The sequence below is a fragment of the Hyphomonadaceae bacterium ML37 genome (genome assembly GCA_027627685.1).
Lineage (GTDB): Bacteria > Pseudomonadota > Alphaproteobacteria > Caulobacterales > Maricaulaceae > Oceanicaulis.
On the sequence record CP091241.1, the window covers coordinates 2,899,895 to 2,924,064 of the forward strand.

The following is a 24,170-nucleotide window of genomic DNA, read 5'->3' on the forward strand; positions in this document are numbered from 1 at the left end:
GCTATCTTATTTCTCATCTGCTTCCTCCGGCGAGTTCGAAGCTTTCGAAAGCTTCAAATGAAAAGTCACAGGTTTGTGCGACTCCATCCTACCCTCATATATGGACGTCGGCTTTTCCGCTGGCAAGATCGGCGCCGCAGGTTTTAGAAACCCGTCAGCGCCAGAACTCACAATGAGTTCTGTTCCGATCACATCATTCAATATAGTTATACTGGCATCTTTCGTATATCGATCAACTTTTACCCAAAAGTCATCATCATTTCTTATATATAAAAAGAAACCAAATTCATATAGAACTGAGCCATTTGGATCGATCTCCAACTCTATCTTTTTCTCGAATGACTTTCTGCTTTTGCTTAAGCGGATTGGTGATGAAATGTAATCATTTGGTATATTATTTTTCATTGTTCTCAATAGCGTCACCTCTCCAAGCATTTCGATATTCTCGACATCTTTATCAATTTCTATTATAATTCCGAGAGCCGGGTCTTTATAAGTATGATCTTTGTACATATTGGATATGTACATTTGATATTGGGCTTCGACTTTTATTATGTCTCCGCTTTCTATAAACTCGGAAAGCCGAATTTTGATATTCGCTTGAGTGCAGAATGCTGACATCTTCGTAAAGACTTCATTAAATTCTCTAACTATATTATGACTGCGCGCGTCATCGCTATTGAACAAATAATTAAATCTGTGTTCTATATGATCGTCATCAGGTTTTCGCAGACTTATCCAGACTGCCGGTATGCCAATAAGTGAAAAGAAAATTACGTCTTCTAGCCATGTTATATAGAACGCCGAAAAATGGTCGCGGTTGTCAAATACTACACACGCGTTTTCATCGCACCAAGATGCTGGAATGAACCATTGATGGTACACCACTGCTAGGATTAATGTGACGATACCAATCGCAAGGTATGCCTTCCACAGGTTCCGCAAAATCTCACGAAATGCCTTCATGGTCCCCGCCTTGTTGCAGCGGATTGCATCTTTAGTTGCAATATCTCAACATGGAAAGAGAAAAATGACCGATTATTCTCCCCGCGAGATCGTCTCCGAGCTCGACCGTCACATTGTCGGCCAGTCCGAGGCCAAGAAGGCGGTGGCCATCGCGCTGCGCAATCGCTGGCGGCGCAAGCGCCTGGCCGAGGGGCTGCGCGAGGAGGTCACGCCGAAGAATATCCTGATGATCGGCCCCACCGGCGTGGGCAAGACCGAGATTTCCCGGCGCCTGGCGAAGCTCGCCGGCGCGCCCTTCCTGAAGATCGAGGCCACCAAGTTCACCGAGGTCGGCTATGTGGGCCGGGACGTGGATTCCATCGCGCGTGATCTGGTGGAGGTCGCCATCTCCATCGTGCGCGACGCCAAGCGTGAAGAGGTCAAGGCCAAGGCCCACGAGGCGGCGGAGAACCGCGTGCTGGATGCGCTGGTCGGCGCCGACGCCTCCCCCGGGACCCGTGAATCCTTCCGCAAGAAGCTCATCGCCGGCGATCTGGACGATCGCGATATCGAGATCCAGATCGCGGATGATTCCTCGCCCTTCAGCAATATCGACATTCCCGGCATGCCCGGCGGCATGGGCATGATCAATCTGTCGGACATGCTGGGAAAGGGCATGGGCGGGCGCTCCAAGACCGTGCGCACCAGCGTGAAGGACGCCTATGCGCCCCTGATCAATGAAGAGGCCGACAAGCTGCTGGATGAAAGCCAGATCCAGATCGACGCGATCAGGCTGGCGGAAAACGAGGGCATTGTCTTCCTCGACGAAATCGACAAGGTCGCCGGCCGCGCCGACAATCGCGGCGCGGACGTGTCGCGCGAAGGCGTGCAGCGCGATCTCCTGCCCCTCATCGAAGGCGCCACCGTGGCCACCAAGTACGGGCCGGTGAAGACTGACCACGTGCTGTTTATCGCGTCGGGCGCGTTTCACGTGACCAAGCCCAGCGATCTCCTGCCCGAGCTGCAGGGCCGCCTGCCGATCCGGGTGGAGCTCAAGGCGCTGACCCGCGACGATTTGCGCCGCATCCTCACAGAGCCCGAAGCCAGCCTGGTCACCCAGTATGTCGCGCTGATGGAGACCGAAGGCTTTGACCTGTCGTTTGATGACAGCGCCATCGATGCGGTCGCCGACTATGCCGCAGAGGTGAACGCCAGCATCGAGAATATCGGCGCCCGGCGGCTTCAGACGATTCTGGAAAAAGTGGTCGAGGAAATCAGCTTCACGGCGTCTGACCGGTCCGGCGACGCGCTGGTGATCGACGCGGCCTATGTGAAAGCGCGCGTGGAATCGCTGGCGAAGAACGCCGATTTGTCGAAGTTCATTCTCTAGCGCGCCGCCATCAGGCGGGCGCCATAGCGACAAACATTGTCAAAGCGTGTATGGTCACGGCGTCACTTTGCGCCGGAGGCCGCCATGCACATTTCCCTCACCGACCGACTGGAAGCCTGGGTCCGCGCCAAGGTGGAGAGCGGCCTCTACAACAATGCCAGCGAGGTGATCCGCGAGGCCCTGCGCACCCAGATGCGCGCCGAGCAAACCCATCAGGAGAAGCTGGACGCCTTGCGCGCCGAGATCGACAAGGGCCTTGAGGATGTCAAGCACGGCCGGGTCAGCGAACTCGACTTTGATGCGCTGATGGCCGAGATCGAATCAGAGGCTGCGGACATGCCAGAAGAGCCGCGCACGCCCGAGCAGTCCGCGGCGGTCCATGGCTAAGGTCAACATCGCGCAATCGGCGCATGCGGACCTGCGGTCGATTGGCGCTTACACTCTGCATGAATGGGGCAGCGAGCAGATGCGGCGCTATATGGGTCTGCTGCGAGCCGCCATCGCCAGCGTTGGCGAGCGGCCGCTCTCTGGGCGCAGCCGGGACGATTTGAGTGAAAACATGCGGGCCTGGCCCGCCGGGTCGCACGTGATTTTTACATCGCAGACCCCGATGCCGTCACCATTGTCCGCGTTCTTCATTCCCGCCAGGACCCCGGACCCGCGCTCCAGTCAGGCGCTTAGCCACCCCTCACCCTGCAGCGGCCCTGCGCGCGGTGTTGCCGCCTGCATCCCCCTGTGCTAGTTCGGCGCCGGGTTCTAACGGACGCTTGGGCTCAGGCCAGTCGCGCCGTCTAAAAACTTACGGTCCTTCAATCGTTTGCGTCGGCCTTCAGGGCGCGACCCGCAGACGGGCATCATGAGAAGAAAGCGGCGCTAACGGTGACCACCGGACAGGATGCGATCACGAGCGAAGCGGGCGGGCGCTATGCGCGCGCCTTCTTCGAACTGGCGGATGAGGCAGGCGTGCTTGACGCCGCCGAAGCCGATATGGCGGCGCTGGCCGCCGCCTTTGCGCAATCAGACGCGCTGCAGCGGGCCATGGCCAGCCCGGTCCACAAGACCGGCGACAAGGCCGCCGCGCTGGACAAGCTCGCCGATGCGCTCAAATTCCACGACCTGACGCGGCGCTTCGTCGCAGTCGCCGCCCGCAATGGCCGGGCTGGCGGACTGGGCGATATGGCGCGCGCCTTCGCCGTGCTGGCGGCCAAGCGCCGCGGCGCCCTGACGGCCGAGGTGGCCAGCGCCGATGCGCTGAGCGCCGCCCAGCTCAAGGAACTGGCCGAGGCGCTGAAGACCGCGCTGGGCAAAGACGTTGAAATCCGCGCCGAAGTTCGGCCGGACATGATCGGCGGGCTGATCGTCAAGGTCGGCTCGCGCCTGTTTGATTCCTCCCTGAGCACGCAGCTCGAGGGCTTGCGCAAAACGTTGAAAGAGGCCTGACGCCATGGACATCCGGGCTGCGGAAATCTCCGCCATTCTCAAAGAGCAGATCAAGAATTACGGCGCCGCTGCGGACGTGTCCGAAGTCGGTCAGGTGTTGTCGGTGGGCGACGGCATCGCGCGCGTGCACGGGCTGGACGCGGTCCAGGCCGGCGAGCTGGTGGAGTTCACCGGCGGCGTGAAGGGCATGGCCCTGAACCTGGAGCGCGACAATGTCGGCTGCGTGATCTTCGGTGAAGACCGGGGCATCAAGGAAGGCGACACCGTCAAGCGTCTGGGCTCCATCGTGGACGCGCCCGTCGGCAAGGCCCTGCTGGGCCGCGTCGTCAACGCGCTGGGCGAGCCGATTGACGGCAAGGGTCCGCTGAAAGACGTGGCCGAGCGCCGCATCGTGGACGTGAAGGCGCCGGGCATTCTGCCGCGCAAATCCGTGCACGAACCGATGGCCACCGGCATCAAGGCCATTGACGCCATGATCCCGGTCGGACGCGGCCAGCGCGAGCTGATCATCGGCGACCGCCAGACTGGCAAGACCGCCATCGCGCTCGACGCCATCCTGAACCAGAAGCAGATCAACGAAAGCGACGACGAGAGCAAGAAGCTCTATTGCGTCTATGTGGCCATCGGCCAGAAGCGCTCCACCGTCGCCCAGATCGTGAAGACGCTCGAGGAAAAAGGCGCGCTGGACTACACCATCGTGGTCGCCGCCACCGCCTCGGACCCGGCGCCGATGCAGTTCCTGGCGCCGTTCACCGCCTGCGCCATGGGCGAGTATTTCCGCGATAACGGGATGCATGCGCTGATCGTCTATGACGATTTGTCCAAGCAGGCCGTGGCCTATCGCCAGATGTCGCTCTTGCTGCGCCGCCCGCCTGGCCGCGAAGCCTATCCCGGCGACGTGTTCTACCTGCACTCGCGCCTGCTGGAGCGCGCCGCCAAGCTCAATGAAGAGCACGGCTCGGGGTCGCTGACGGCGCTGCCGATCATCGAGACCCAGGCCAATGACGTGGCGGCTTATATTCCGACCAACGTGATCTCGATCACGGACGGCCAGATCTTCCTGGAAACCGAGCTGTTCTACCAGGGCGTCCGCCCGGCGGTGAACGTCGGCCTGTCCGTGTCGCGCGTGGGCTCGGCCGCCCAGACCAAGGCGATGAAGTCGGTCGCCGGCAAGATGAAGGGCGAGCTCGCCCAGTATCGCGAAATGGCCGCCTTCGCCCAGTTCGGCTCCGATCTGGACGCCGCCACCCAGCGCATGCTGGGCCGCGGCGAGCGCCTGACCGAGCTCCTCAAGCAGCCCGAATTCTCGCCGCTGTCCATGGAAGAGCAGGTCTGCGTGATCTATGCCGGTACGCGCGGCTATCTCGACAAGATTCCGGCGCGTGATGTGGGCCGGTATGAGGCGGACTTCCTGCGCCATCTTCATGCCGACAAGGCCGACCTGCTGGCCACGATCCGCAAGGAGCAAAAGCTCAGCGACGACACCGAGGCCAAGCTGAAAAGCACGGTCGAGACCTTCACCTCGCGCTTTGCCTGATCCTCTGCGCCGGCGGTTCAGGCCGCCGGCGACTGAATTGACACGAGCGGCACGGAAATCATGGCCAGCCTCAAGGAACTGAAGAACAGGATCAGCTCGGTCAACTCGACCAAGAAGATCACAAAGGCGATGCAGATGGTCGCCGCCGCCAAGCTGCGCAAGGCGCAGGACGCGGCTGAGGCTGCGCGTCCCTATGCCGAGCGCATGGCGGCTGTGATGGCCAATCTCGCCACGGCCGCCGATAGGCCGACAGCGCCGCGCCTGCTGGTGGGAACCGGCAAGGACGAGGTGCGCCTGCTGCTCGTCGCGGCGGCTGACCGCGGCCTGTGCGGCGGGTTCAACACCAATATCGCCCGCCTCGCCCGCGAGCGCATTGCGGCCCTGACATCCGCCCGCAAGACAGTGAAAATCCTGTGCGTCGGCAAGAAGGGCGCAGACGCGCTGAAGCGCCTGCATGCCGACAAGATCATCGGCGTGATCGAGCTTCGGACCGTGAAGGCGCTGGACGGCGCGGTGGCCGGCCAGATCGGCGACCGTATCGTGTCGCTGTTTGACGAGGGCGAGTTCGACGTGTGCGAGGTGATCAGCTCGCAATTCATTTCGGTGATGACCCAGAAGCCGCGCGCCCAGGTGCTGATCCCGGCGCGCGACGCCATTGACGAGAGCGTGCCGAAGCCTGATCTCAAGGGCGCGATCTACGAGTACGAGCCGGACGAGGAACAGATCCTCGCCGCCCTGCTGCCGCGCTATATCAAGACGGTCATTCTCTCGGCGCTGCTGGAGAATGCGGCCGGCGAGATGGGCGCGAAGATGGCGGCCATGGATTCAGCCACGCGCAATGCCGGCGAGCTGATCGACAAGCTGAAACTGGAATTCAACCGCACCCGCCAGGCCAAGATCACCAAGGAGCTGATCGAGATCATCTCCGGCGCCGAGGCGGTCTAGCGCATCACACACTATCGGGCGGGCGCGACCGCGCCGCCCCGGGACAAGAAGAGGCTGAGCAAGATGAGCACATTTAAAGGCCGGATCGTACAGGTCACAGGCGCGGTCGTGGACGTGGAGTTCGAAGGCGGACTGCCGGACATCCTCAACGCGCTGGAGACCACCAACGGCGAGCGCAAGCTGGTGCTCGAAGTCGCCCAGCATCTGGGTGAAAACTCTGTGCGCACCATCGCCATGGACGCCACCGAAGGCCTGCGCCGCGGTCAGGACGTGACCGATACCGGCGCGCCGATCCAGGTGCCGGTGGGACCGGGCACGCTGGGCCGCATCCTGAACGTCACCGGCGATCCGATCGACGAGGCCGGCCCGGTTAACAGCGTCGCCATGGCGTCGATCCACCGTTCAGCGCCGACCTTCGAAGAGCAGTCCACCGAGGCGGAAATCCTGCCCACCGGCATCAAGGTCATCGACCTGCTCTGCCCGTACGCCAAGGGCGGCAAGATCGGCCTGTTCGGCGGCGCGGGCGTGGGCAAGACCGTGCTGATCCAGGAACTGATCAACAATATCGCCAAGCTGTTCGGCGGGTATTCGGTGTTCGCCGGCGTCGGCGAACGCACCCGTGAAGGCAATGACCTCTACTGGGAAATGATCGAGTCCGGCGTCAACGTGGACCCCAAAGCCAATAACGGCTCGGTGGAAGGCTCGCGCTGCGCGCTGGTGTTCGGCCAGATGAACGAGCCGCCGGGCGCGCGCGCCCGCGTGGCATTGTCGGGTCTGGCCCAAGCGGAGTATTTCCGCGACGAAGAGGGCAAGGACGTGCTGTTCTTCGTGGATAACATCTTCCGCTTCACGCAAGCGGGCGCGGAAGTGTCGGCGCTCTTGGGCCGCATTCCGTCGGCGGTGGGCTATCAGCCGACCCTGTCCACCGACATGGGCGCGCTGCAGGAGCGCATCACCTCGACCAAGAAAGGCTCGATCACCTCGGTGCAGGCCGTGTACGTGCCCGCCGACGACCTGACCGACCCGGCCCCGGCCACCACCTTCTCGCACCTCGACGCGACCACGGTGCTCAATCGCGCGATCTCGGAAAAAGGGATCTACCCGGCTGTGGACCCTCTCGATTCCACCTCGCGCATCCTTGAGCCGCGCATCGTGGGCGAAGAGCACTACCAGACCGCCCGCCGTGTGCAGGAAATCCTCCAGCGCTACAAATCGCTGCAGGACATCATCGCCATTCTGGGCATGGACGAATTGTCCGAAGAGGACAAGCTGGCCGTGGCCCGCGCCCGCAAGATCGAGCGCTTCCTGTCCCAGCCCTTCGACGTGGCCGAAGTGTTCACCGGCTCGCCGGGCATCCAGGTGCCGATCGAAGACACCGTGCGCTCGTTCAAGGCGATCTGCAACGGCGAGTACGACCACCTGCCCGAGCCGGCCTTCTACATGGTCGGCACCATCGAGGACGCCGTGAAGAAAGCCGAGAAGCTGGCGGCGGAAGCGGCGTAAGCCCGCTTCCGGTCCAGGGACAAGAAAGACCAGGCCATGGCTGACAAGCTTCAATTCGACCTCGTTTCGCCCGAAAAGCGCGTCTTTGCGGGCGAGGTGGACATGGTGGTGGTGCCTGGCGAGCTGGGCGATTTCGGCGTGCTGGCGGGCCACGCGCCCTTCATGTCCACGATCCGCTCGGGCGCCATCGCGATCCATGATGGCGGCGCGGTCACCCGCACCTTCATCCATGGCGGCTTCGCCGAAGTGACGCCGGGAGGTCTTACCATCCTCGCGGAGGAAGCCATCGCGCTGGATACCGTCACCGCGGATGCCGTCGCCGTGGAGCTGCAGCAGGCGCGCGAAACGCTTGCCATGGCGCGTGACGACATGGAGCGTGATGCCGCCCAGGCGCAAATCGACAAGCTGGAAGCGCTGTTCAACGTGCTGACGCACTGACGCCGGCACGTCGCCGACCCAAGACATGAAAAGGCCGCGTCCCTTGAGGGACGCGGCCTTTTTCGTCTCAGGTTTCAGGACCGGCCCTAGAAATTCGCCGCCAGCCCGAACAGCACCGCACGCGGGGCGCCGGGGCGCAGGCCTGCGGGGCTACGCGACGCGGCATAGACCTCGTCGGTGAGGTTGCGCACCTGGACCCGGGCGCCCAGGGCGTCGGTCAGATCGTACCACACGGCCAGATCGGCCACGGCGAAGGACTCAAGGCCCGTGCCGGCCGGGTTGGCGCCCTGACCGGCCATTGTGCGGCGCTCGTCAAGCCAGGTCAGCGCCAGCTCGCCACCCAGGCGGCCGCGCTCAAGTCCAATGGAGGCGAACCACTGGTGCTGGGCCAGATAAGGCAGCTCGTCGCCCGACTGGACATTGCCCCAAGGCCCGAAACCGGACTGGAACGCCGTCTCGAACTCGGCGTCGGTGAGCGTATAGGCCAGACGCACCGGGATGGCGACGCCATCGACATTGGCGAACGCCGCCAGATCGGCGCCGGCTGACAGTTCCAGCCCGCGCACGCGCACTTCGCCGCCGTCGAACTGGTCACCGATGGTGCAGCCCCCGCCCGTGGACGCCGTGCAGGTGCCCAGAAGGTTCTCGTAATCATTATAGAATCCGACGGCCTCGGCATAACCGGCTGCGCCGGTCCAGCGCGCGCCGGCCTCCCAGTTGACCGCCGTCTCCGCCTCGCTGGAGGAGCCGGGTGCGGCCGGGGAGAAGCCCCGGTGCACGCCGCCGAACAGGGTGACGGCGTCAGTGACATCGTAGCGAACGCCCACGCCCGGGATGAACACCTCATCGGTGCTGGTGCGCACGGTCGGGGCGCCGCTGCGGGTGGGGTCGGTGGCCGCATAGTCAAGCCGCTCGCCCTCGATGCGCTCGAAACGCACGCCGGGGGTCAGGGTGAGGCGGTCATTGATCGTGATGTCGTTCTGGACAAACACCGCCAGCGCTTCAGCGGTGCTGACCCGGTTGGCCTGCTGACCCGGCGTCTGCTGGCCGGTCTGCACCAGAGCGGAATTGTCGATGCGGAAGAAAACCTCCTCCTGGAAGCGGTCTTCCTGGTCGCGGTGGGCGCGCACGCCGATGCGCCAGCGATGCTGCGCGCCCAGCCAGGCCGCATCCCCGGCGATCTCGCCCTGCAGGCCTTCGGCGTAATAGCTGCGGCGGTTATTGCGCGAGATGATCGCATTGTCGTTGGAGACAAAGCCGGGCGCGCCCGTGAGGACAGCGTACTCCGCCGCGAAGCCGGACGGGTTGGACAGCACCGCGCCCAGCGAGCGGCGCCCGCCCCCGGCATTGACGCCTTCGACCTTGAACCAGTTGCGGTCCACCTCGTTGCGGTAGGCCAGCGCGGTGACGCGCAGTCCGCTGTCGAAATCGGCGTTCCAGGTCAGTGTATAGCGCGACTGGTCCACATTGATCTGGTCATTGGCGCTGGCGGCATAGCGCCGGTACGGGCTGGCGGCGAAGTCCGCGTCCGTCAGGCCCATATAGGTCTCGTCCGACGTCTCGTCCGAGGTCTGGTAGCGCGCCTCGATACTGTGGGTGACGCCGGTCCCGTCGATCTCCAGACGCAGGCGGCCGCCATAGTCAGCGAGATCGAAGCCCGTGGTTTGGCTTGAAAAATCAATGGTCTTGAAGCCGTCCGCAGTGTCGGTGAACACCTCCAGCAGCCCGCCCAGACGCACGCCCGGCGCGGTCTCAGTCATGCCGCCGGTCCAGGCGTGGATGCGCCGCGCGTCTTCCTCGCCGACCGTGACCGCCACGCGCCCTGAGAAGTTGTCCGGGATCGGGGTGGAGAACAGGTTGATGGAGCCGCCCTGGGTGCGCGGGCCATAACGCACGCCAGCCGCGCCCTTGATCACTTCGACGCCAGCCATGCGGCCCATGAAGGGGGTGTAGTAGGCGGCGGGCGCGGCATAGGGGGCCGGCGCAGCCAGAATGCCATCCTCCATGATCAGCACATTGGCCGAACGGTCGAGGCCCGCCCCGCGCAGGCCGATATTCGGGCGCAGGCCGTATCCGTCCTCTTCCTGGATATTGATGCCGGGGATCGCGCGCAGCACCCGGTTGAGATCGCTGTAGTCCTGAATCTGAAGCTCTTGCGTGGTGATCACCGCCGCCGAGCCGGCCACTTCGCGCGCATCGCCCTTGAGGCCGACAATGACGATGGTGTCCGTGCTGGTGGCGGCGTCCGTGTTGGCCGCGGCGTCCGCCATGGCAGGGGCGGCGAGGAGCGCGATAGCGGCGCTCGACAGAAGCGTGGTTTTCATGGCGATGAGAGTCCCCGGGTGCGTTCTTGAGAGGCATTCTCAGCTATAGGAAGCGCACCGCCCGGTCCAGAGCGCATGAGAATGAATTGCAGTTGAATCCTTTTGGCCGCGGCGTGCGTTGACCGCCGGCTGATGTCTGTGCGCCCGGCCCGGCTTTCGATCCGCAGCGCGCATCATGTTATGACGCTGACCCGGATGCGTACCGGATCGCAGCCCGCACACAGGATGACGATGATCAAACCACGCCCGCCCCGGCGCATCCGCTACAACATGCTGACCCGCTCGCTGGAGGGCTGGGTGCGTTCGCGCCTGTGGGCGCAGGTGCTGATCGGGCTGGTGCTGGGCGTGGGGACCGGGCTGATGCTGGGACCGGAAGCGGGACTGGTCAGCCGCAGCCTCGCCGCCACGCTCGGCGAATGGATGGCCCTGCCCGGGCATATTTTCCTGGCCATGATCAAGATGGTGCTGATGCCCCTGGTGGCCAGCTCCATCATTCTGGGCCTCGCCGCCGGGGCGGCAGACCCCGCGCGCCTGCGCGCCGTGGGCGGCAGGCTGGCGATTTTCGTCGGGGCCACCACCACGGCGGCGGCGGCGCTGGGCGCGGTCCTGACCCTCACCTTCAAACCCGGCGCGCTGGTGGCCGCTGATGTTATCCCTGTACCGCGTCTGCGCCCGGACCCGGCGGAAGCGGCGGCCGCCGCTGATCCGTTCGCGCAGATGGCGATGGAGGCGCCGGGCATGATTGCGGCGCTGGTGCCCGACAACCCGCTCGCCTCCATGGTGGAGAGCGAGATGCTGGCGGTGGTGATTTTCTCCATCTTCCTGGGCGCAGCCTATGTCGCCTCGCCCAACAAGACCCGGCTCGATCCGTTGCTGCGGGTTCTGGAAGGCCTGCTGGAAGTCGCCATGACCGTGGTCAAATGGGCGATGTACATCACGCCTTACGCCGTGTTCGGCCTGACGGCGCAGTTGCTGGCCCGGCTGGGCGCGGAATCGCTGGTGGCGCTGGGGGCCTATGTGGGAACGGTTCTGGCGGGGCTGGCGGGCTTACTGTTGCTCTACTACGCCTGCGTCGCCCTATTTGGACGGATGAGCCCGCTGGCGTTTCAGCGCGCCATCGGCGAGGCGCAGCTGCTCGCCTTCTCCACCTCGTCGTCCGCTGCCGTGATCCCGCTCTCCATCCGCACAGCGGTGGAGAAACTACATGCGCCTTCGTCCACGGCGAGCTTTGTGATCCCGCTGGCGGCGACGGTGAACATGGCCGGTACAGCTCTCTATCAGGCCTGCGCGGTGATTTTCGTGGCCCAGATCGCCGGGGTGAGCCTTGATCCCTTCCAGGTCGCCTTCATGATCGCCACGCTGGTCGCCGCCTCCATCGGCGCGCCAGGGGCGCCGGGCGTGTCCATCGCCATCCTGTCCGGACTGATCGTCAGCTTCGGCATCCCGCCTCAGGGGCTGGTCTTTGTGCTGGGCGTGGACCGCTTCCTCGACATGGCGCGCACCGCGGTCAACGTGACGGGCGATCTGGCCGCCACGCGAATATTGACCCGCAACGGCAAGGAGCTGGACGCGGCTGAGGCCCGTCAGTCCTGATCGAGCGGACCGGTCACGGTGACATGCCCCATCTTGCGGCCCTCGCGGGCTTCGCGCTTGCCGTACAGGTGCAGGTGAGCGCCCGGCTCGGCGAGCCAGCGCGGCCAGTCGTCCACGTCGGACCCGATCAGATTGATCATCCGCGCGCCTGAGTGCGCCGCGGCATCGCCCAGCCTCCAGCCCGCGACGGCGCGTATATGCTGTTCAAACTGGCAGGTCTGGCAGGCATTCATGGTCCAGTGGCCGGTATTGTGGACGCGCGGCGCGATCTCATTGACCCGCAGCGACCCGTCCTCCAGCTCGAACAACTCCACCGCGATGACGCCGACATAATCGAGCGCGCTCAAAATGGTGTGCGCGGTGCGGCCGGCCTCTGCTGCAGCCGCCGCGCTGACATGAGCGGGCGCAAGGCTCTCGCGCAGAATCCCGCCCGCATGGCGGTTTTCAGACAGCGCAAAGGCGCGCACCTCGCCATCGAGGGCCCGCGCGGCCACGACCGACAGCTCCCGGCGGAACGGCGCGAAGGCCTCCAGGATGGCCGGCCGGGATTCAAAGCGCACGAACGCGGCGGCAGCCTCATCCGCGCTGCGCACCACCGCCTGGCCCTTGCCGTCATAGCCGAAGCGCCTTGTCTTCAGGATCGCCGGCGCGCCCAGCTCCGCCAGCGCCGTGCGGGCGTCACCGGCGCTGTTTACGGCGCGGAAGTCCACCGTGCGCGCGCCATGGGCGTTGAGGAAGGTCTTTTCAGTCAGCCGGTCCTGCGCCGTCTCCAGCGCCCGGGCGCCCGGACGCAGGGGCGCGTGACGGGCCGCTTCGCGCGCGCTGTCCACCGGCACGTTTTCAAACTCGAAGGTCACGGCTGAGACGGACCGGGCGAAACGGGCGACCGCCTCCAGATCCTCATAGGGCGCGCAGACATGCTCCGCCGCCACCCGGGACGCCGGGCAATCGGGCTCGGGATCATAGATCACCACGTCGAGACCCAGGCGCGCCGCGGCCAGCGCCAGCATGCGTCCGAGCTGGCCGCCGCCGAGAATGCCGATGCGGTCTGCCGGCTTCAGCGCGCTCACCTCAGTCCTCGACGCTGTCAGGCACCGAAGCGGTCTGGGCGGCGCGCCAGGCGTCCAGCCGGGCCATCAGGGCGGGATCGGACAAGGCCAAGATGGATGCGGCCAGGAGGCCGGCATTCTTCGCGCCCGCCTCGCCGATCGCCAGCGTGCCTACGGGCACACCGCCGGGCATCTGCACGATGGACAGAAGGGAATCGAGCCCGGACAGGGCCTTGGACTGCACGGGCACGCCCAGCACCGGGAGGGAGGTCATGGACGCGACCATGCCCGGCAAATGCGCCGCGCCGCCTGCGCCCGCGATGATCACCTTCACGCCAGCCTCTGCTGCGCCACTGGCGAAGTCCACAAGCCGGTCCGGCGTGCGATGGGCTGAGACCACGCGCGCGTCATAGCTGACCTCAAGCGTGTCCAGCATCGCGGCGGCCGCCTTCATGGTCGGCCAGTCCGAACGCGAACCCATGACGATGGCGACGGGCGCCGCTGCGGCGCGATTGGTCATGATGAAGCCTGCCGGGTGACTGGAAAGCGCGGGACAATACAAGCGCGCCCGGTCAGGTCAAGGAAAACAGGCGAGCGCCGCCCTGCAAAGCCAGCGTCTACAAGAAGGAATAAGGCTCGATATCCAGGTTCACCCGGATCGAGGGCGGGGTTTTGAACCGCTCTGCCCAGGCGCGCATATAGGCCGAGATATCCACTTGCCGGTCGGCCTGGACCAGGAAGCGCTTGCGCCATCGTCCGCGCACAACACCCAGCGGCGGGTCGGCGGGGCCGAACACCTCCACCCCGTCCGCCAGTGGCGCGGCCGCGGCTATGGTGCGCGCAATGGCCTCCAGCGCCTCTGGGTCAGGGCCTGACACGATCATCGCGGCGAGGCGTCCAAACGGCGGCAGGCGCAGCATTTCGCGCACGGACCGCTCCGCATCCAGAAACGCCTCCCGGTCCCCGGCGGCGAGCGCCTGCAGCGCCTCGTGTTCGGGGTTCCAGGTCTGCAATAATGCCCGGCCCGGCCGGTCGGCGCGGCCGGCCCGGCCCGCCGCCTGCACGAGGGTCTGATAGGTACGCTCGCCGGCTCGCAGATCAGCCCCCGCCAGACCCAGATCGGCGTCCACAACGCCCACCAGCGTCAGGCGCGGGAAGTTATGGCCCTTGGCGGCGATCTGGGTGCCGACCAGAATATCAATCTCCCCCCTCTCCATGCGGGCGACCATGTCGCGCACGGCGTCGGGTCCCTGCGCGGTGTCGGAGGAGAACACTTCCACGCGCTGGTCAGGAAAGCGCCGGATGGCTTCCTCGGCGACACGTTCGACGCCCGGGCCGACGCTGATCAGGCTGTCCTTCGCGCCGCAGGACGGGCAGGCCTCTGGCCGGGGCATGGAAAAGCCGGTGACGTGGCAGACGAGGCGCCCGGTATAGCGGTGCTCGACCAGATAGCGGTCGGCCTGCGGGCTTTTCATCTTGTGGCCGCAGGCCTTGCACAGCACCAGCGGGGCGTAGCCACGCCGGTTGAGGTAGAACATCACCTGCTCGCCGCGCGCCAGCGTCTCGGCGGCGGCGCGCGCCAGCACGGGCGAAATCCACTCGCCTGTCTCCGGCGGATGCTCGCGCAGATCAATCAGCTCGATCTCGGGCAGGACCGCCCCGGCGGCGCGGGCGGGCAGGCGCACATGGACGTAGCGGCCGGTCTCGGCATTCACGAGGCTTTCCATGGACGGCGTGGCGCTGGCCAGCACGCACAGGGCGCCGGCGATCTTGGCGCGGACCACCGCCAGATCGCGGGCGTTATAGGCGAGCATCTCGTCCTGCTTGTAGGTCGGATCATGCTCCTCATCGACGATGATGCAGCGCAGTTTGGCGAAGGGCAGGAAGATCGCCGAGCGCGCGCCGGCCACAATGCGCGCGCGTCCCGACGCCGCCTCGCGCCAGACCCGGCGGCGCGCCTTGTCGGACATCCCCGAATGCCAGACAGCGGGCTCGGCGCCGAAGCGTTCCTCAAAGCGGCGGGTCACCGCTTGAGTGAGGGCGATCTCGGGCAGAAGGACCAGAACCTGGGCGTCGGGCTCGCGGCGCAGGATTTCGGCGGCGGCCTCGAAATACACCTCCGTCTTGCCCGATCCGGTCACCCCGTCGAGCAAGGCCGCCTGATACCCGCCCGCCGCCGCCATGCGCCTCAGCGCCGCCGAGGCGCTGGCCTGAAGATCTGTCAGCTCCAGACCGGCCTGCTCGGGATCAGGCGCGGCGAAGGGCGGATCGGTGGCGATGTCCTCGGCCCGCAGGCCGCCCGCCTCAGCTAGCCCCGACACGACCGAGCTGGACACACCCGCCCGGCGGCCCAGCTCGGCGGCGGTGGCCGGGCCTTCAGCCGCGGCGTCCAGCACGGCGCGGCGGGCCGGGGTCAGGCGGGCGAGCGTTGCGTGGGTGAGGTGGTAAACTGTTTCGATGGGCGAGGGCCGCAACGCGCCCGGACTGCGCAGGACCGCGCGCAGGACCACGCCGGGCGGCTCCACAAGATAGCGCGCGCTCCAGTCGATAAAGCGCCGGGTGGTTTCGCTTAGCGGCGGCCCGCCGATCACCGCCTCGATGGATTTGAGCTTGCGCGACCCGTCATCGGCGCTGACGGCCCAGACCACGCCCGCCGCCGAACGTTTGCCCAGCGGCGCCACCACGTGATCGCCCGGGCGCACCTCCACGCCCTCCGGGACCGCATAGTCAAACGGTTCGGGCAAGGGCATCGGAAAGAGAACCGACGCCTTGACGCTCAACAGGGCGGACATGGCGGGCGCACGGGCCTCCGCTCGCGGGGGAATCACACGCCCCACCATAGCAGAGGCCGGCGCCTTGACGCGCCGGGCCTGTGTTCAGCCCGGATGATCCTTGGAGGTTTTAGTCGAACAGGGCGTCGATGGCGTCCTGGTCCATGCCCATCAACGCGTCGACATCGTCCTGGCCGGTCTCCGGCCCGCCCAGGGCCGGACCGTTGAGATGCAGCTTCTGGCGGCGGTCGGTCTCGGCACGCTCGTCCTCGCTGGCCTCGGCGTCCCGCACGCCCATGGTGGCGGCGAAGCGGGCCACGCGCTGTTCGATATGGCGCAGGGACGTCACCACTTTGGAGACGCGCTGCCCTGCGAGGTCCTGAAACGCACACGCCTCAATGATCCGCGTCATCGCTGCGTCGACCTCGGCCTTGTAGGTGGTGGAATCGCCGCTGCCGAGCGCCATGACCGCCTCGGCTTCTGACATGATCGACTCGGTGGCGCGTTCGGTGTCTCCGACCACCGCTTCCAGCTCGGCGCCGGCGACCGGGATGCGCTGCTCGCGAATATCGTTCGGGCGCAGCTGGGCGATCTCGTCGCGGGTGCGGGCAATATAGGCGGCGATATCGTTGAATTCGGCATGGATCGACTGATCCAGCGACCCGAAGAACATCTGCATGGTGTCGGTCAGCTGCTGCGCCAGACGCAGCACCTCCATCAGCTGGGCGTCCTTGAGATCGGCGGCTTTCACCGACCGGAGGGATTCGCGCACGCGCGCGGCGACCTCGGCTGCAGGCATGGACTATCCTTCCCTCGTAACGCTCGGGCCCTGTCGCGCGTTGACCGCGCTGTGACGGGCCCTCAATTTAAATGCAGCCGTTCAGAAATCACCGATCACGGCGGCCATCTTGGCCTTCAGCGTGCCGGCGTTGAACGGCTTGACGATATAGTTGTTTACCCCGGCCTTCTTCGCGGCGATCACATTCTCGGTCTTGGATTCAGCCGTGATCATGATGAACGGGGTGGATTTCACCGTGTCGTCCGCCCGCACATTCTGAAGCAGCTCGTAGCCGGTCACCGGCTCCATATTCCAGTCGGAGATCACCAGCCCGTATTTGCGCTTTTTCATCATCTCGAACGCTTCGGCGCCATCGCTGGCCTCGTCCACATTCTCAAATCCGATCTGCTTGAGCAGATTGCGGATGATGCGCACCATGGTCTTGTAATCGTCCACCACCAGGATCGGCATGTTCATCTCAACAGCCATCTGACCACCCTCCCACCTGTTTCGACGCGCGCAGGAGGCGACCGGACTGATGTCCATGAACGCCCCACGCGCAAACAAAGCTAGACAAGTGCAATCAAATTTCGGTTAAACACCGCGCCAGACCAAAAAGGGGCGCACACGCATGACCGGCGGCGAAGGCTTTGGGATCAACGAACTCGTAATCGGCCAGACAGCGGAGATATCGCGTCTGGTGGATGAGGACACAGTGCGGCGCTTCGCTGAAGTGTCAGGCGATTTCAATCCCTTGCACATGGATGAGGCGTATGCCGCGCGCTCGCCTTTCCGCGGGCGGATCGCCCATGGCGCGCTGGTGGCGAGCTTCATTTCCTGCGTGCTGGGCAATCATCTGCCCGGCCCGGGCGCTGTGTTCGCCGGTATGACCATGCGGTTTGAACGCCCTGTGCGCATCGGCGACACGGTGGTGGCGCGCGCCACAGTGGTGGAAATCGACGTCAAGGCCCGTAAGGTGAAGCTCGCCTGCGTATGCGAAGTGGACGGCCAGACCTGCATGGAGGCCGACGCCGAGGTCGTGGTGCGCAAGCGCCGGCCGGCCAGCGCCTGACCGGCCTGATGCAGATTTTCCATGGCTATACCGGCCTGCCCGGCGCCGCCCGCGGCGCCGTGGCGGCATTGGGCAATTTCGACGGTGTGCATCTGGGCCATCAGGCGGTGATGGCGCAGGCCGCGGATCTGGCGCGCACGCTCGACGCGCCGGCCGCCGCCGCCGTGTTCACCCCGCATCCCCGCCGCGTGTTCCAGCCGGACAGCGAGCCCTTTGCTCTGATGACCGACGCCCAGCGGGTACGGGCGCTGGGCGAAGCGGGCGCGGCGCTGGTCCATCACATTCCGTTTGACCGTGCCCTGGCGGCGATGACGCCGGAACGCTTCGTGGCCGAGGTGCTCGATAACGGCCTGGGCCTGACGGGCGTGGTAACGGGCGCTGATTTCTGCTTCGGCAAGGACCGGTCAGGCAATGCGCAGGCGCTTCAGGACCTGGGGGCGGCGCGGGGCCTGACGGTCGCCATCGCCCGGCCGGTGAGCACGCAGGGGCAAGCGGGCAAAATCTCTTCCTCCGATGTGCGCCAGGCCTTGCGGGCAGGCGATCCGGAGCGCGCAGCGGCTCTGCTCGGGCGGCCCTTCGCCATCGAGGGCGTGGTCAGCCAGGGCGATCAGCGCGGGCGCACGCTGGGCTTTCCCACCGCGAATGTGGCGCTGGGCGAGTATGTCCGCCCGGCGTTCGGCGTTTACGCCGTGCGCGTCGATCTGGGCGCCGGCGAAGCGATACCTGGCGTCGCCAATATCGGGCGCCGCCCCACCGTGGACGGGACGCAGGCGCGGCTGGAAGCCCATTTGTTCGATGTCAGCGCGGACCTGTACGGACGGCGCATCTCCTGCGCGCTGGTGGCTTTCCTGCGCCCGGAGCAGCGGTTTGACGGGCTGGATGCCTTGAAGGCGCAGATCGCCGAAGATTGTGAGACGGCCCGCCGGTTGCTGGGCGCATGAGCGCTCTGTCACTGGACCGCAGCGCCCGGGCCTGCTAGCCAACATGGGGCGGGGGAGGAGGACGACAGGCGCATGAAGTTCATGTTCGCGCGACGCCGGACTTTTTCGGCGCCAGTCCTGATCGGGCTGTTGACGGTGATCGCCGTCCTGGCCGCCGATCAGGCGTCCAAGGCCTGGATCCTCTATGCGTCCGGGCTTCCCGAGGCGGGCCAGATTCTGGTGCTGCCGCCCTGGTTCAATCTGACCATGGTGTGGAATCGCGGGATCAGCTTTGGCCTGTTCGCCGCCGACAGCCTGTGGCAGCGCCTGATCCTGGTGGCGGTGTCGCTGGCCGTGGCCGGCTTCCTGGCCGTCTGGATGATGCGCGCCGAGCGCGCGCTGCAGGCGGGCGCTTTCGGCCTGATCATCGGCGGCGCCATCGGCAATGTCATCGACCGGCTCGCCTATGGCGCAGTCGCAGATTTCCTCGATTTTTCGGGGCTGTATTTCCCCTTCGTGTTCAATGTCGCCGACGCCGCGATCTCCATCGGAGTCGTGGTGATGCTCATCGATCTCCTGCTGAATGATCGCAAGCGCTAGACCGGGCGCCGGGCGCACTGGCCATAGCCGCCCCGGCTCTGTTACAAACGCGGGTGAGACCGCACTGAAAACTGAGAAAGAGCGTAACCGCCATGCACATGCGCACTGCCCTTATCATTGCGGCCGCGGCCCTGTTCGGCGCCTCGGCCTGCACGTCAGGCGTCCGTCAGGCGCTGGGCGCGGACAAGACCGTGCCCGACGAGTTCCGCACCGTGACCATCGCGCCGCTGACCGTGCCGCCGGAGTTCAATCTGCGTCCGCCGCGTCCGGGCGAGCTGCGCCCCGAAGATATTTTCCAGGACCAGGCCGCGCGCCGCGCCCTGTTTGGCGACATGGCGGCGTCTGACGCCACCGATGCCGAGATCATGTTCGCCCAGCGCGCCGGCGCTGCGGACGCCATTCCGGATGTGCGCGCGCTGATCGACGGCGAAACCGCCGCCATTGTCCGCCAGCCGCCCAGCATCGCCGACCGCATCCTGTTCTGGCGCGACAATGACCGCCTTGAGCAGCATGGCGGCGACCCGGTCGACTATGAAGACGAACTAACCCGCGCTGCCGCCGTGACAGGCGGCGGCCAGGTGGAGATCACCCGCGAACGCCGCCGGGTGCGTCCCAAGCTTCCCGGCCTGTAAGGGCGCTCGTGCTTTCGAGCGCTGACGCGATAACGGCCCCGCCCTGTGCGGGGCCGTTTGCGTTCAGGGAAGGCCTGATCACCGACAAAATCACATGAGCGAGACGCCGCTGATCGCGCTGCTGGCGGCGCTCGGCTCGGCGATGGCCCACTCCGGCATGACCCTGTTCACCAAGCAGGCGCGCGACATGCTGGTGTTCCGCGCCGTGACCATGTCGATCTGCGCCAGCCTCATGATCCCGGTGCTCGTGCTGGCGCCCTTCCCGCCCTGGGAGGCCTGGCGCTTTCTGCTGCTGGGCGCGGTGATCATCTGGGCGTTCAACATGCTGATGATCTCCGCCATGACGCGCGGCCAGATGAATCTGGTCTATCCGGTCATGCGCGGCGCGGCGCCGGCGCTGGCGGGCCTGTTCGCTGTGATCGTCCTCAACGAGCCCTTGAGCCCGCTCTCGATGGCCGGGCTGGCGCTGGCGTCTGCAGCGCTGGTCGCCTTCGCCTGGCCCGAGCGCGGCGGCGCGCCCAAGGCGGCGGCGCTGGCGTTCGCCCTGTCGGCCGCCGTGATGACGGCCAGCTACACGGTCAATGACGCGTCAGGCGTGCGCGCCGCCGGGTCCACCTTGAGCTATCTGGCCTGGTTCTTCGTCCTCAGCGCCGCGACCCTGACCGCCACGGCCGTGATCCGGCGCGGGCGGCGCTTCGTGGTTCAGGCGCGCCCGGAACTCCGCCGCGCCGCCCTGTCATCGCTGTTCAACATCACCACGTACGGGCTGGCCCTCTACGCCCTGTCCATGGCGCCGGTCGCGCCCGTGGCGGCGGTGCGTGAGACGTCCATCGTGTTCGGCGCCATCCTCGCCGCCCTGGTGCTGAAAGAGCCGTTCGGCGTGCGCCGGGCGCTGCTGGCGGCCGCGCTGGTCGGCGCACTGGCCCTGCTGCACGTGGGCTGATGGGCCTCAGGCCATCGGGATCAGCCCGGCCTCGGCCGGGTCGCCCACCTGCTCCACCAGCGCCTTGCGGAGCTTGGAGAGGGCATGGTGCTCGATCTGGCGTACGCGCTCCTTGGAGATGCCCAGACGCTCGCCCAGCTGTTCCAGGGTCACGCTATCCTCACGCAGGCGGCGCTCGCGTATGATCAACTGCTCGCGGGCGTTCAGCCGGTCCATGGCCGCGCCCAGCCATTCGCTGCGCTTGGCGGTGTCGCGGCTTTCCATGACGGAGGCTTCAGGGCTGGGCGCGTCGCTGGCCAGCAAATCCTGCCACTCGCCCTCGCCATCCTCGCCAAACGGGGCGTTGAGCGAGCGGTCCACAGCCGCCAGGCGCGAGGCCATCTGCTCCACATCATCCTCGCCGACCTTCAGCGCCTGGGCCACATAGGCCCGGTTTTCCGGCGTCAGGGCGCCGGAGCTGACATCGCGGATCAGGGCGCGCAGGCGGCGCAGATTGAAGAACAGCGATTTCTGGGCCGCCGTGGTGCCGGTGCGCACGATGGACCAGTTGCGCAGGACATAGTCCTGGATGGAGGAACGGATCCACCAGCTGGCATAGGTGGAAAAGCGCACGCCCCGCTCCGGCTCGAAGCGCGCAGCCGCCTGCATCAGGCCGATATTGCCTTCAGAGACCAGATCCGGAAACGGCAAGCCGTAATGGCGGAACTTGGCCGCCACAGCGACGACCAGGCGCATATAGGCGCTGGTGAGCTTGTGCAGCGCAGCCTCGTCGCCCTCTTCACGCCATGCGGTGGCGAGCGCCAGCTCCTCCTCGCGTTCAAGCAGAGGGGTCGCCATGGCCCGCTTGAGATAGCGGCGATCAGGGTCGACGGATCTGGAAGGAGCAACGCGCGTGGTCATGGCTGGCGCCTTTCATAGCGGCTCGCGATTGTCTGTATTCGTGCCATCTGTACGCGCCTCACACGGGCGCGGATCACACGGGCGCCGCAATTTGGCCACGCCTGCGTCAGGATGGCGCAGATCAGCGCGCGGCGGCGGGCGCCAGCGCCGCGCCGGCGTGCGCACCTGCGGCCTTGCCAAATTGCAGATGCCCGTCCTCCAGCCGCCCATACCGGATCGACAGCATGTCCTGGAGGTAATTCTGGTGCGTTTTCCAGGGCGTATGAGCGCCCTGACGCGGCAAGCCGGGCAAGGCCCGTTGCACATAACCCGAGGAGAAATCCAGAAGCGGCAGCGTCTCCAGATCCTCTGGCGGGACGGGCACGCAGTAATCATCGCCCGTGCGAGCCATGTGGTTCAACAGGCGGCACACACGCTCGCACGTCAGGTCGATCTTCAGCGTCCAGCTGGCGTTGGTGTAGCCGAACGCCATCGCTGCATTGGGCACGCCCGACAGCATCATGCCGCGATAGGTGATGGTTTCTGACGGCACGAAGGGCCGGCCATCAATCGATATCTCAATGGCGCCGCCCACCTGCATCTCGAGCCCGGTGGCCGGGATCACCAGATCGGCCTTGATCTCTTCACCCGATTTCAGGCGGATGCCATCAGGCGTGAACCGGTCGATCTCGTCGGTGACGATGCTGGCGCGGCCGGACTTGAGCGCCTGGAAGAAATCGCCTTCCGGGGCCAGGCAGAAGCGCTGATCCCACGGGTTATAGCGCGGCGAGAAATGGCGCTCGACGTCAAAATCCTCGCCCAGCTCGGCGCGGATCTGCTTGAGCACACCCTTGCGCACGAAGTCCGGCCAGCGCCGCGCCAGCTGAAAGAACACCATGGCCAGGGCGATATTCTTGTAGCGCGTGATCCCATAGGCGATCCCGCCCGGCAGGACTTTGCGCAGGGCGTCGGCGATGGCGTCGTGTTGAGGACGCCCGGCGATATAGCTGGGCGAGCGCTGCAGCATGGTGACGTGGGCGGCCTCGTCGGCCATGGCGGGGACCAGCGTAACCGCGGTGGCCCCTGATCCGATCACCACCACCCGCTGGCCGGCGAACCGGGTGCCTTCGCGCCAGAGCTGGGGGTGGATCACCCGGCCGGTGAAATCCTCAAGGCCTTCAAATTCCGGCATATAGCCATGGTCATACCGGTAATATCCCGAACACAGCATCAGGAAGCGCGCGGTCACGATCTCGCGCCCGTCCGGGCCCTCCGCCTCGACGGTCCAGCGCGCCGTAGGACTGTCCCAGCGCGCCGACACCACCCGGCGTCCAAAGCGGATATGGCGGTCAATGCCGGCTTCACGCGCCGTGTCTTCGATGTAGCTGCGAATGGCCGGCCCGTCGGCGAACACCTTGCCGTCCACCCAGGGCCGAAAGGCGTAGCCGAACGTGTACATGTCGCTGTCGGAGCGGATACCGGGATAGCGGAACAAATCCCAGGTCCCGCCCATCGCCGCGCGCGCTTCGAATATGGCGTAGGTGCGCCCCGGGCAACGGTGCTGGATGTGCCAGGCCGCGCCGACGCCGGAAATGCCGGCCCCGACGATCAGCACGTCCAGATGCTCGTCCGCGCCGGGCGCGGGTTCGGTTTTCATGGCGCGAGCGGTCTCCCGGACACTGGCACTCCGGGAAGTGAACACTGTTCACCTCCCGGAAGCAAGGGGACGCGCGCCTGAAGACGGCGTCAGTAGCGCCAGCCGAAGCCGACGCCGAAGACCCAGGGGTCAATGTCCACATCCGCCGTAACGCGACCCAGCGCGCCTGCATCAATGGTCACATCGGTACTGATCCAGATCTTCTTGATATCAAAGTTCAAAAACCAGCGCTCATTGATCTGGTAGTCGACACCGGCCTGCAGAGCGAAGCCCAAACTGTCATCATAGCTGATGGAATTCAGCGGCGAGGCGGACGGCAGGCTGGAATTGAAGAAGTGGGTGAAGTTCACCCCGGCGCCGGCATAAGGCCGGATCTGCTCGCCCGGATTGAAGTGGTATTGCAGGGTCAGCGTCGGCGGCAGTAGCCAGACATCTCCCAGCTCGACATCGCCCAGCGCCGTGTTGACCGCGGTCACGTCGTGCGGGGTCACGCCCAGGATCAGTTCAAGCGCCAGATGGTCCGACAGGAAATAGGTGATGTCGAACTCGGGCACGATCGAGGTCGCGATATCCACAGACCCGCCGATAGGCGAGATGGCCGCGCCCTCGTCCGGCATGACGGTGATCGCGCGGACGCGGAACATCCAGTCGCTATCCTGGGCGAACGCGGCGGGTGCGGCCGCGCCGGCGGCGATCAGAACGGCGGCGGTGGTGGCAAGCATGGATTTCATGGCAGTCCCCTTTTCCTTACTTG

At 65.6% G+C, this 24,170-nt stretch carries 23 protein-coding genes; 13 read left to right on the top strand and 10 right to left on the bottom strand.

Annotated elements, in window-relative coordinates; genetic code table 11:
- Window positions 1-6: 6 nt before the first annotated feature.
- Entirely contained in the window at window positions 7-966 is a 960-nt protein-coding gene (locus L2D01_14330) for a hypothetical protein (protein WBQ10048.1), read from the bottom strand.
- A gap of 64 nt (window positions 967-1,030) precedes the next feature.
- Between L2D01_14330 and hslU the strand changes: the two genes are divergently transcribed.
- From hslU to L2D01_14365, 7 genes are all read left to right on the top strand, one after another.
- Window positions 1,031-2,335 (top strand): ATP-dependent protease ATPase subunit HslU, encoded by a 1,305-nt coding sequence (gene hslU, locus L2D01_14335; GenBank protein WBQ10049.1) that lies wholly within the window; start codon window positions 1,031-1,033, stop codon window positions 2,333-2,335.
- Between the two features lie 84 nt (window positions 2,336-2,419).
- Window positions 2,420-2,722, top strand: coding sequence for a type II toxin-antitoxin system ParD family antitoxin (locus L2D01_14340; protein ID WBQ10050.1), 303 nt, complete (start codon window positions 2,420-2,422; stop codon window positions 2,720-2,722).
- A 492-nt stretch (window positions 2,723-3,214) separates the two neighbouring features.
- Window positions 3,215-3,775, top strand: a complete 561-nt coding sequence (locus tag L2D01_14345; protein ID WBQ10051.1) for a F0F1 ATP synthase subunit delta — start codon at window positions 3,215-3,217, stop codon at window positions 3,773-3,775.
- 4 nt (window positions 3,776-3,779) lie between these two features.
- Window positions 3,780-5,312 (top strand): F0F1 ATP synthase subunit alpha, encoded by a 1,533-nt coding sequence (gene atpA, locus L2D01_14350; protein ID WBQ10052.1) that lies wholly within the window; start codon window positions 3,780-3,782, stop codon window positions 5,310-5,312.
- Window positions 5,313-5,372: 60 nt separating this feature from the next.
- A complete protein-coding gene (locus tag L2D01_14355; GenBank protein ID WBQ10053.1) occupies window positions 5,373-6,257 on the top strand; it encodes a F0F1 ATP synthase subunit gamma in 885 nt (294 codons plus the stop codon).
- 63 nt (window positions 6,258-6,320) lie between these two features.
- A complete protein-coding gene (gene atpD / locus L2D01_14360; protein WBQ10054.1) occupies window positions 6,321-7,760 on the top strand; it encodes a F0F1 ATP synthase subunit beta in 1,440 nt (479 codons plus the stop codon).
- A gap of 36 nt (window positions 7,761-7,796) precedes the next feature.
- Window positions 7,797-8,198 carry a F0F1 ATP synthase subunit epsilon gene (locus L2D01_14365; GenBank protein WBQ10055.1) on the top strand — a complete coding sequence of 134 codons (402 nt, stop codon included), beginning with the start codon at window positions 7,797-7,799 and terminating at the stop codon, window positions 8,196-8,198.
- 86 nt (window positions 8,199-8,284) lie between these two features.
- On the opposite strand, the gene L2D01_14370 is transcribed toward L2D01_14365, so the two are convergent.
- Entirely contained in the window at window positions 8,285-10,522 is a 2,238-nt protein-coding gene (locus L2D01_14370; protein WBQ10056.1) for a TonB-dependent receptor, read from the bottom strand.
- A 231-nt stretch (window positions 10,523-10,753) separates the two neighbouring features.
- On the opposite strand from L2D01_14370, the gene L2D01_14375 reads away from it, so the two are divergent.
- Window positions 10,754-12,115: a dicarboxylate/amino acid:cation symporter gene (locus L2D01_14375; GenBank protein WBQ10057.1), complete on the top strand. Its 1,362-nt coding sequence runs from the start codon at window positions 10,754-10,756 to the stop codon at window positions 12,113-12,115.
- Here L2D01_14375 and L2D01_14380 read toward each other — a convergent pair.
- From L2D01_14380 to L2D01_14400, 5 genes are all read right to left on the bottom strand, one after another.
- Window positions 12,106-13,185 (bottom strand): 5-(carboxyamino)imidazole ribonucleotide synthase, encoded by a 1,080-nt coding sequence (locus tag L2D01_14380; GenBank protein WBQ10058.1) that lies wholly within the window; start codon window positions 13,183-13,185, stop codon window positions 12,106-12,108. The genes L2D01_14375 and L2D01_14380 overlap by 10 nt on opposite strands.
- Window position 13,186: 1 nt before the next feature.
- Window positions 13,187-13,684 carry a 5-(carboxyamino)imidazole ribonucleotide mutase gene (gene purE, locus L2D01_14385; GenBank protein WBQ10059.1) on the bottom strand — a complete coding sequence of 166 codons (498 nt, stop codon included), beginning with the start codon at window positions 13,682-13,684 and terminating at the stop codon, window positions 13,187-13,189.
- A 97-nt stretch (window positions 13,685-13,781) separates the two neighbouring features.
- Complete coding sequence (locus L2D01_14390; GenBank protein WBQ10060.1) at window positions 13,782-15,956, bottom strand: primosomal protein N'; 2,175 nt, start codon at window positions 15,954-15,956, stop codon at window positions 13,782-13,784.
- Window positions 15,957-16,065: 109 nt separating this feature from the next.
- Window positions 16,066-16,734, bottom strand: coding sequence for a protein phosphatase CheZ (locus L2D01_14395; protein WBQ10061.1), 669 nt, complete (start codon window positions 16,732-16,734; stop codon window positions 16,066-16,068).
- An 81-nt stretch (window positions 16,735-16,815) separates the two neighbouring features.
- Window positions 16,816-17,202, bottom strand: a complete 387-nt coding sequence (locus tag L2D01_14400) for a response regulator (protein ID WBQ10062.1) — start codon at window positions 17,200-17,202, stop codon at window positions 16,816-16,818.
- Between the two features lie 142 nt (window positions 17,203-17,344).
- Here L2D01_14400 and L2D01_14405 point away from each other — a divergent pair, with 142 nt between their 5' ends.
- The 5 genes from L2D01_14405 (at window position 17,345) to L2D01_14425 (ending at window position 20,880) form a co-directional block, all read left to right on the top strand.
- Window positions 17,345-17,785 carry a MaoC family dehydratase gene (locus tag L2D01_14405; protein WBQ10063.1) on the top strand — a complete coding sequence of 147 codons (441 nt, stop codon included), beginning with the start codon at window positions 17,345-17,347 and terminating at the stop codon, window positions 17,783-17,785.
- A gap of 8 nt (window positions 17,786-17,793) precedes the next feature.
- Window positions 17,794-18,726, top strand: coding sequence for a bifunctional riboflavin kinase/FAD synthetase (locus tag L2D01_14410; GenBank protein WBQ10064.1), 933 nt, complete (start codon window positions 17,794-17,796; stop codon window positions 18,724-18,726).
- Window positions 18,727-18,798: 72 nt separating this feature from the next.
- On the top strand, window positions 18,799-19,305 hold the full coding sequence (gene lspA, locus L2D01_14415) for a signal peptidase II (GenBank protein ID WBQ10065.1): 507 nt from the start codon (window positions 18,799-18,801) through the stop codon (window positions 19,303-19,305).
- Window positions 19,306-19,397: 92 nt separating this feature from the next.
- The gene (locus L2D01_14420; protein ID WBQ10066.1) at window positions 19,398-19,937 is read left to right on the top strand and encodes a DUF3035 domain-containing protein; all 540 of its coding nucleotides are present in this window, start codon (window positions 19,398-19,400) and stop codon (window positions 19,935-19,937) included.
- Between the two features lie 94 nt (window positions 19,938-20,031).
- Window positions 20,032-20,880 (top strand): EamA family transporter, encoded by an 849-nt coding sequence (locus tag L2D01_14425; protein WBQ10067.1) that lies wholly within the window; start codon window positions 20,032-20,034, stop codon window positions 20,878-20,880.
- 6 nt (window positions 20,881-20,886) lie between these two features.
- On the opposite strand, the gene L2D01_14430 is transcribed toward L2D01_14425, so the two are convergent.
- The 3 genes from L2D01_14430 to L2D01_14440 form a co-directional block, all read right to left on the bottom strand.
- Window positions 20,887-21,780 (bottom strand): RNA polymerase factor sigma-32, encoded by an 894-nt coding sequence (locus L2D01_14430; GenBank protein ID WBQ10068.1) that lies wholly within the window; start codon window positions 21,778-21,780, stop codon window positions 20,887-20,889.
- Window positions 21,781-21,901: 121 nt separating this feature from the next.
- Window positions 21,902-23,416 (bottom strand): NAD(P)/FAD-dependent oxidoreductase, encoded by a 1,515-nt coding sequence (locus L2D01_14435; GenBank protein ID WBQ10069.1) that lies wholly within the window; start codon window positions 23,414-23,416, stop codon window positions 21,902-21,904.
- 89 nt (window positions 23,417-23,505) lie between these two features.
- A complete protein-coding gene (locus L2D01_14440; GenBank protein ID WBQ10070.1) occupies window positions 23,506-24,147 on the bottom strand; it encodes an outer membrane beta-barrel protein in 642 nt (213 codons plus the stop codon).
- Between the last annotated feature and the right edge of the window lie 23 nt (window positions 24,148-24,170).

Excerpts from the sequence above, each read along its gene's own strand:
- L2D01_14330 (WBQ10048.1), bottom strand. The coding sequence starts at position 966 with ATGAAGGCATTTCGTGAGATTTTGCGGAACCTGTGGAAGGCATACCTT.
- hslU (WBQ10049.1), top strand. The coding sequence starts at position 1,031 with ATGACCGATTATTCTCCCCGCGAGATCGTCTCCGAGCTCGACCGTCAC.
- L2D01_14340 (WBQ10050.1), top strand. The coding sequence starts at position 2,420 with ATGCACATTTCCCTCACCGACCGACTGGAAGCCTGGGTCCGCGCCAAG.
- atpA (WBQ10052.1), top strand. The coding sequence starts at position 3,780 with ATGGACATCCGGGCTGCGGAAATCTCCGCCATTCTCAAAGAGCAGATC.
- L2D01_14355 (WBQ10053.1), top strand. The coding sequence starts at position 5,373 with ATGGCCAGCCTCAAGGAACTGAAGAACAGGATCAGCTCGGTCAACTCG.
- atpD (WBQ10054.1), top strand. The coding sequence starts at position 6,321 with ATGAGCACATTTAAAGGCCGGATCGTACAGGTCACAGGCGCGGTCGTG.
- L2D01_14365 (WBQ10055.1), top strand. The coding sequence starts at position 7,797 with ATGGCTGACAAGCTTCAATTCGACCTCGTTTCGCCCGAAAAGCGCGTC.
- L2D01_14370 (WBQ10056.1), bottom strand. The coding sequence starts at position 10,522 with ATGAAAACCACGCTTCTGTCGAGCGCCGCTATCGCGCTCCTCGCCGCC.
- L2D01_14375 (WBQ10057.1), top strand. The coding sequence starts at position 10,754 with ATGATCAAACCACGCCCGCCCCGGCGCATCCGCTACAACATGCTGACC.
- purE (WBQ10059.1), bottom strand. The coding sequence starts at position 13,684 with ATGACCAATCGCGCCGCAGCGGCGCCCGTCGCCATCGTCATGGGTTCG.
- L2D01_14390 (WBQ10060.1), bottom strand. The coding sequence starts at position 15,956 with ATGTCCGCCCTGTTGAGCGTCAAGGCGTCGGTTCTCTTTCCGATGCCC.
- L2D01_14395 (WBQ10061.1), bottom strand. The coding sequence starts at position 16,734 with ATGCCTGCAGCCGAGGTCGCCGCGCGCGTGCGCGAATCCCTCCGGTCG.
- L2D01_14400 (WBQ10062.1), bottom strand. The coding sequence starts at position 17,202 with ATGGCTGTTGAGATGAACATGCCGATCCTGGTGGTGGACGATTACAAG.
- L2D01_14405 (WBQ10063.1), top strand. The coding sequence starts at position 17,345 with ATGACCGGCGGCGAAGGCTTTGGGATCAACGAACTCGTAATCGGCCAG.
- L2D01_14410 (WBQ10064.1), top strand. The coding sequence starts at position 17,794 with ATGCAGATTTTCCATGGCTATACCGGCCTGCCCGGCGCCGCCCGCGGC.
- lspA (WBQ10065.1), top strand. The coding sequence starts at position 18,799 with ATGAAGTTCATGTTCGCGCGACGCCGGACTTTTTCGGCGCCAGTCCTG.
- L2D01_14420 (WBQ10066.1), top strand. The coding sequence starts at position 19,398 with ATGCACATGCGCACTGCCCTTATCATTGCGGCCGCGGCCCTGTTCGGC.
- L2D01_14425 (WBQ10067.1), top strand. The coding sequence starts at position 20,032 with ATGAGCGAGACGCCGCTGATCGCGCTGCTGGCGGCGCTCGGCTCGGCG.
- L2D01_14430 (WBQ10068.1), bottom strand. The coding sequence starts at position 21,780 with ATGACCACGCGCGTTGCTCCTTCCAGATCCGTCGACCCTGATCGCCGC.
- L2D01_14435 (WBQ10069.1), bottom strand. The coding sequence starts at position 23,416 with ATGAAAACCGAACCCGCGCCCGGCGCGGACGAGCATCTGGACGTGCTG.
- L2D01_14440 (WBQ10070.1), bottom strand. The coding sequence starts at position 24,147 with ATGAAATCCATGCTTGCCACCACCGCCGCCGTTCTGATCGCCGCCGGC.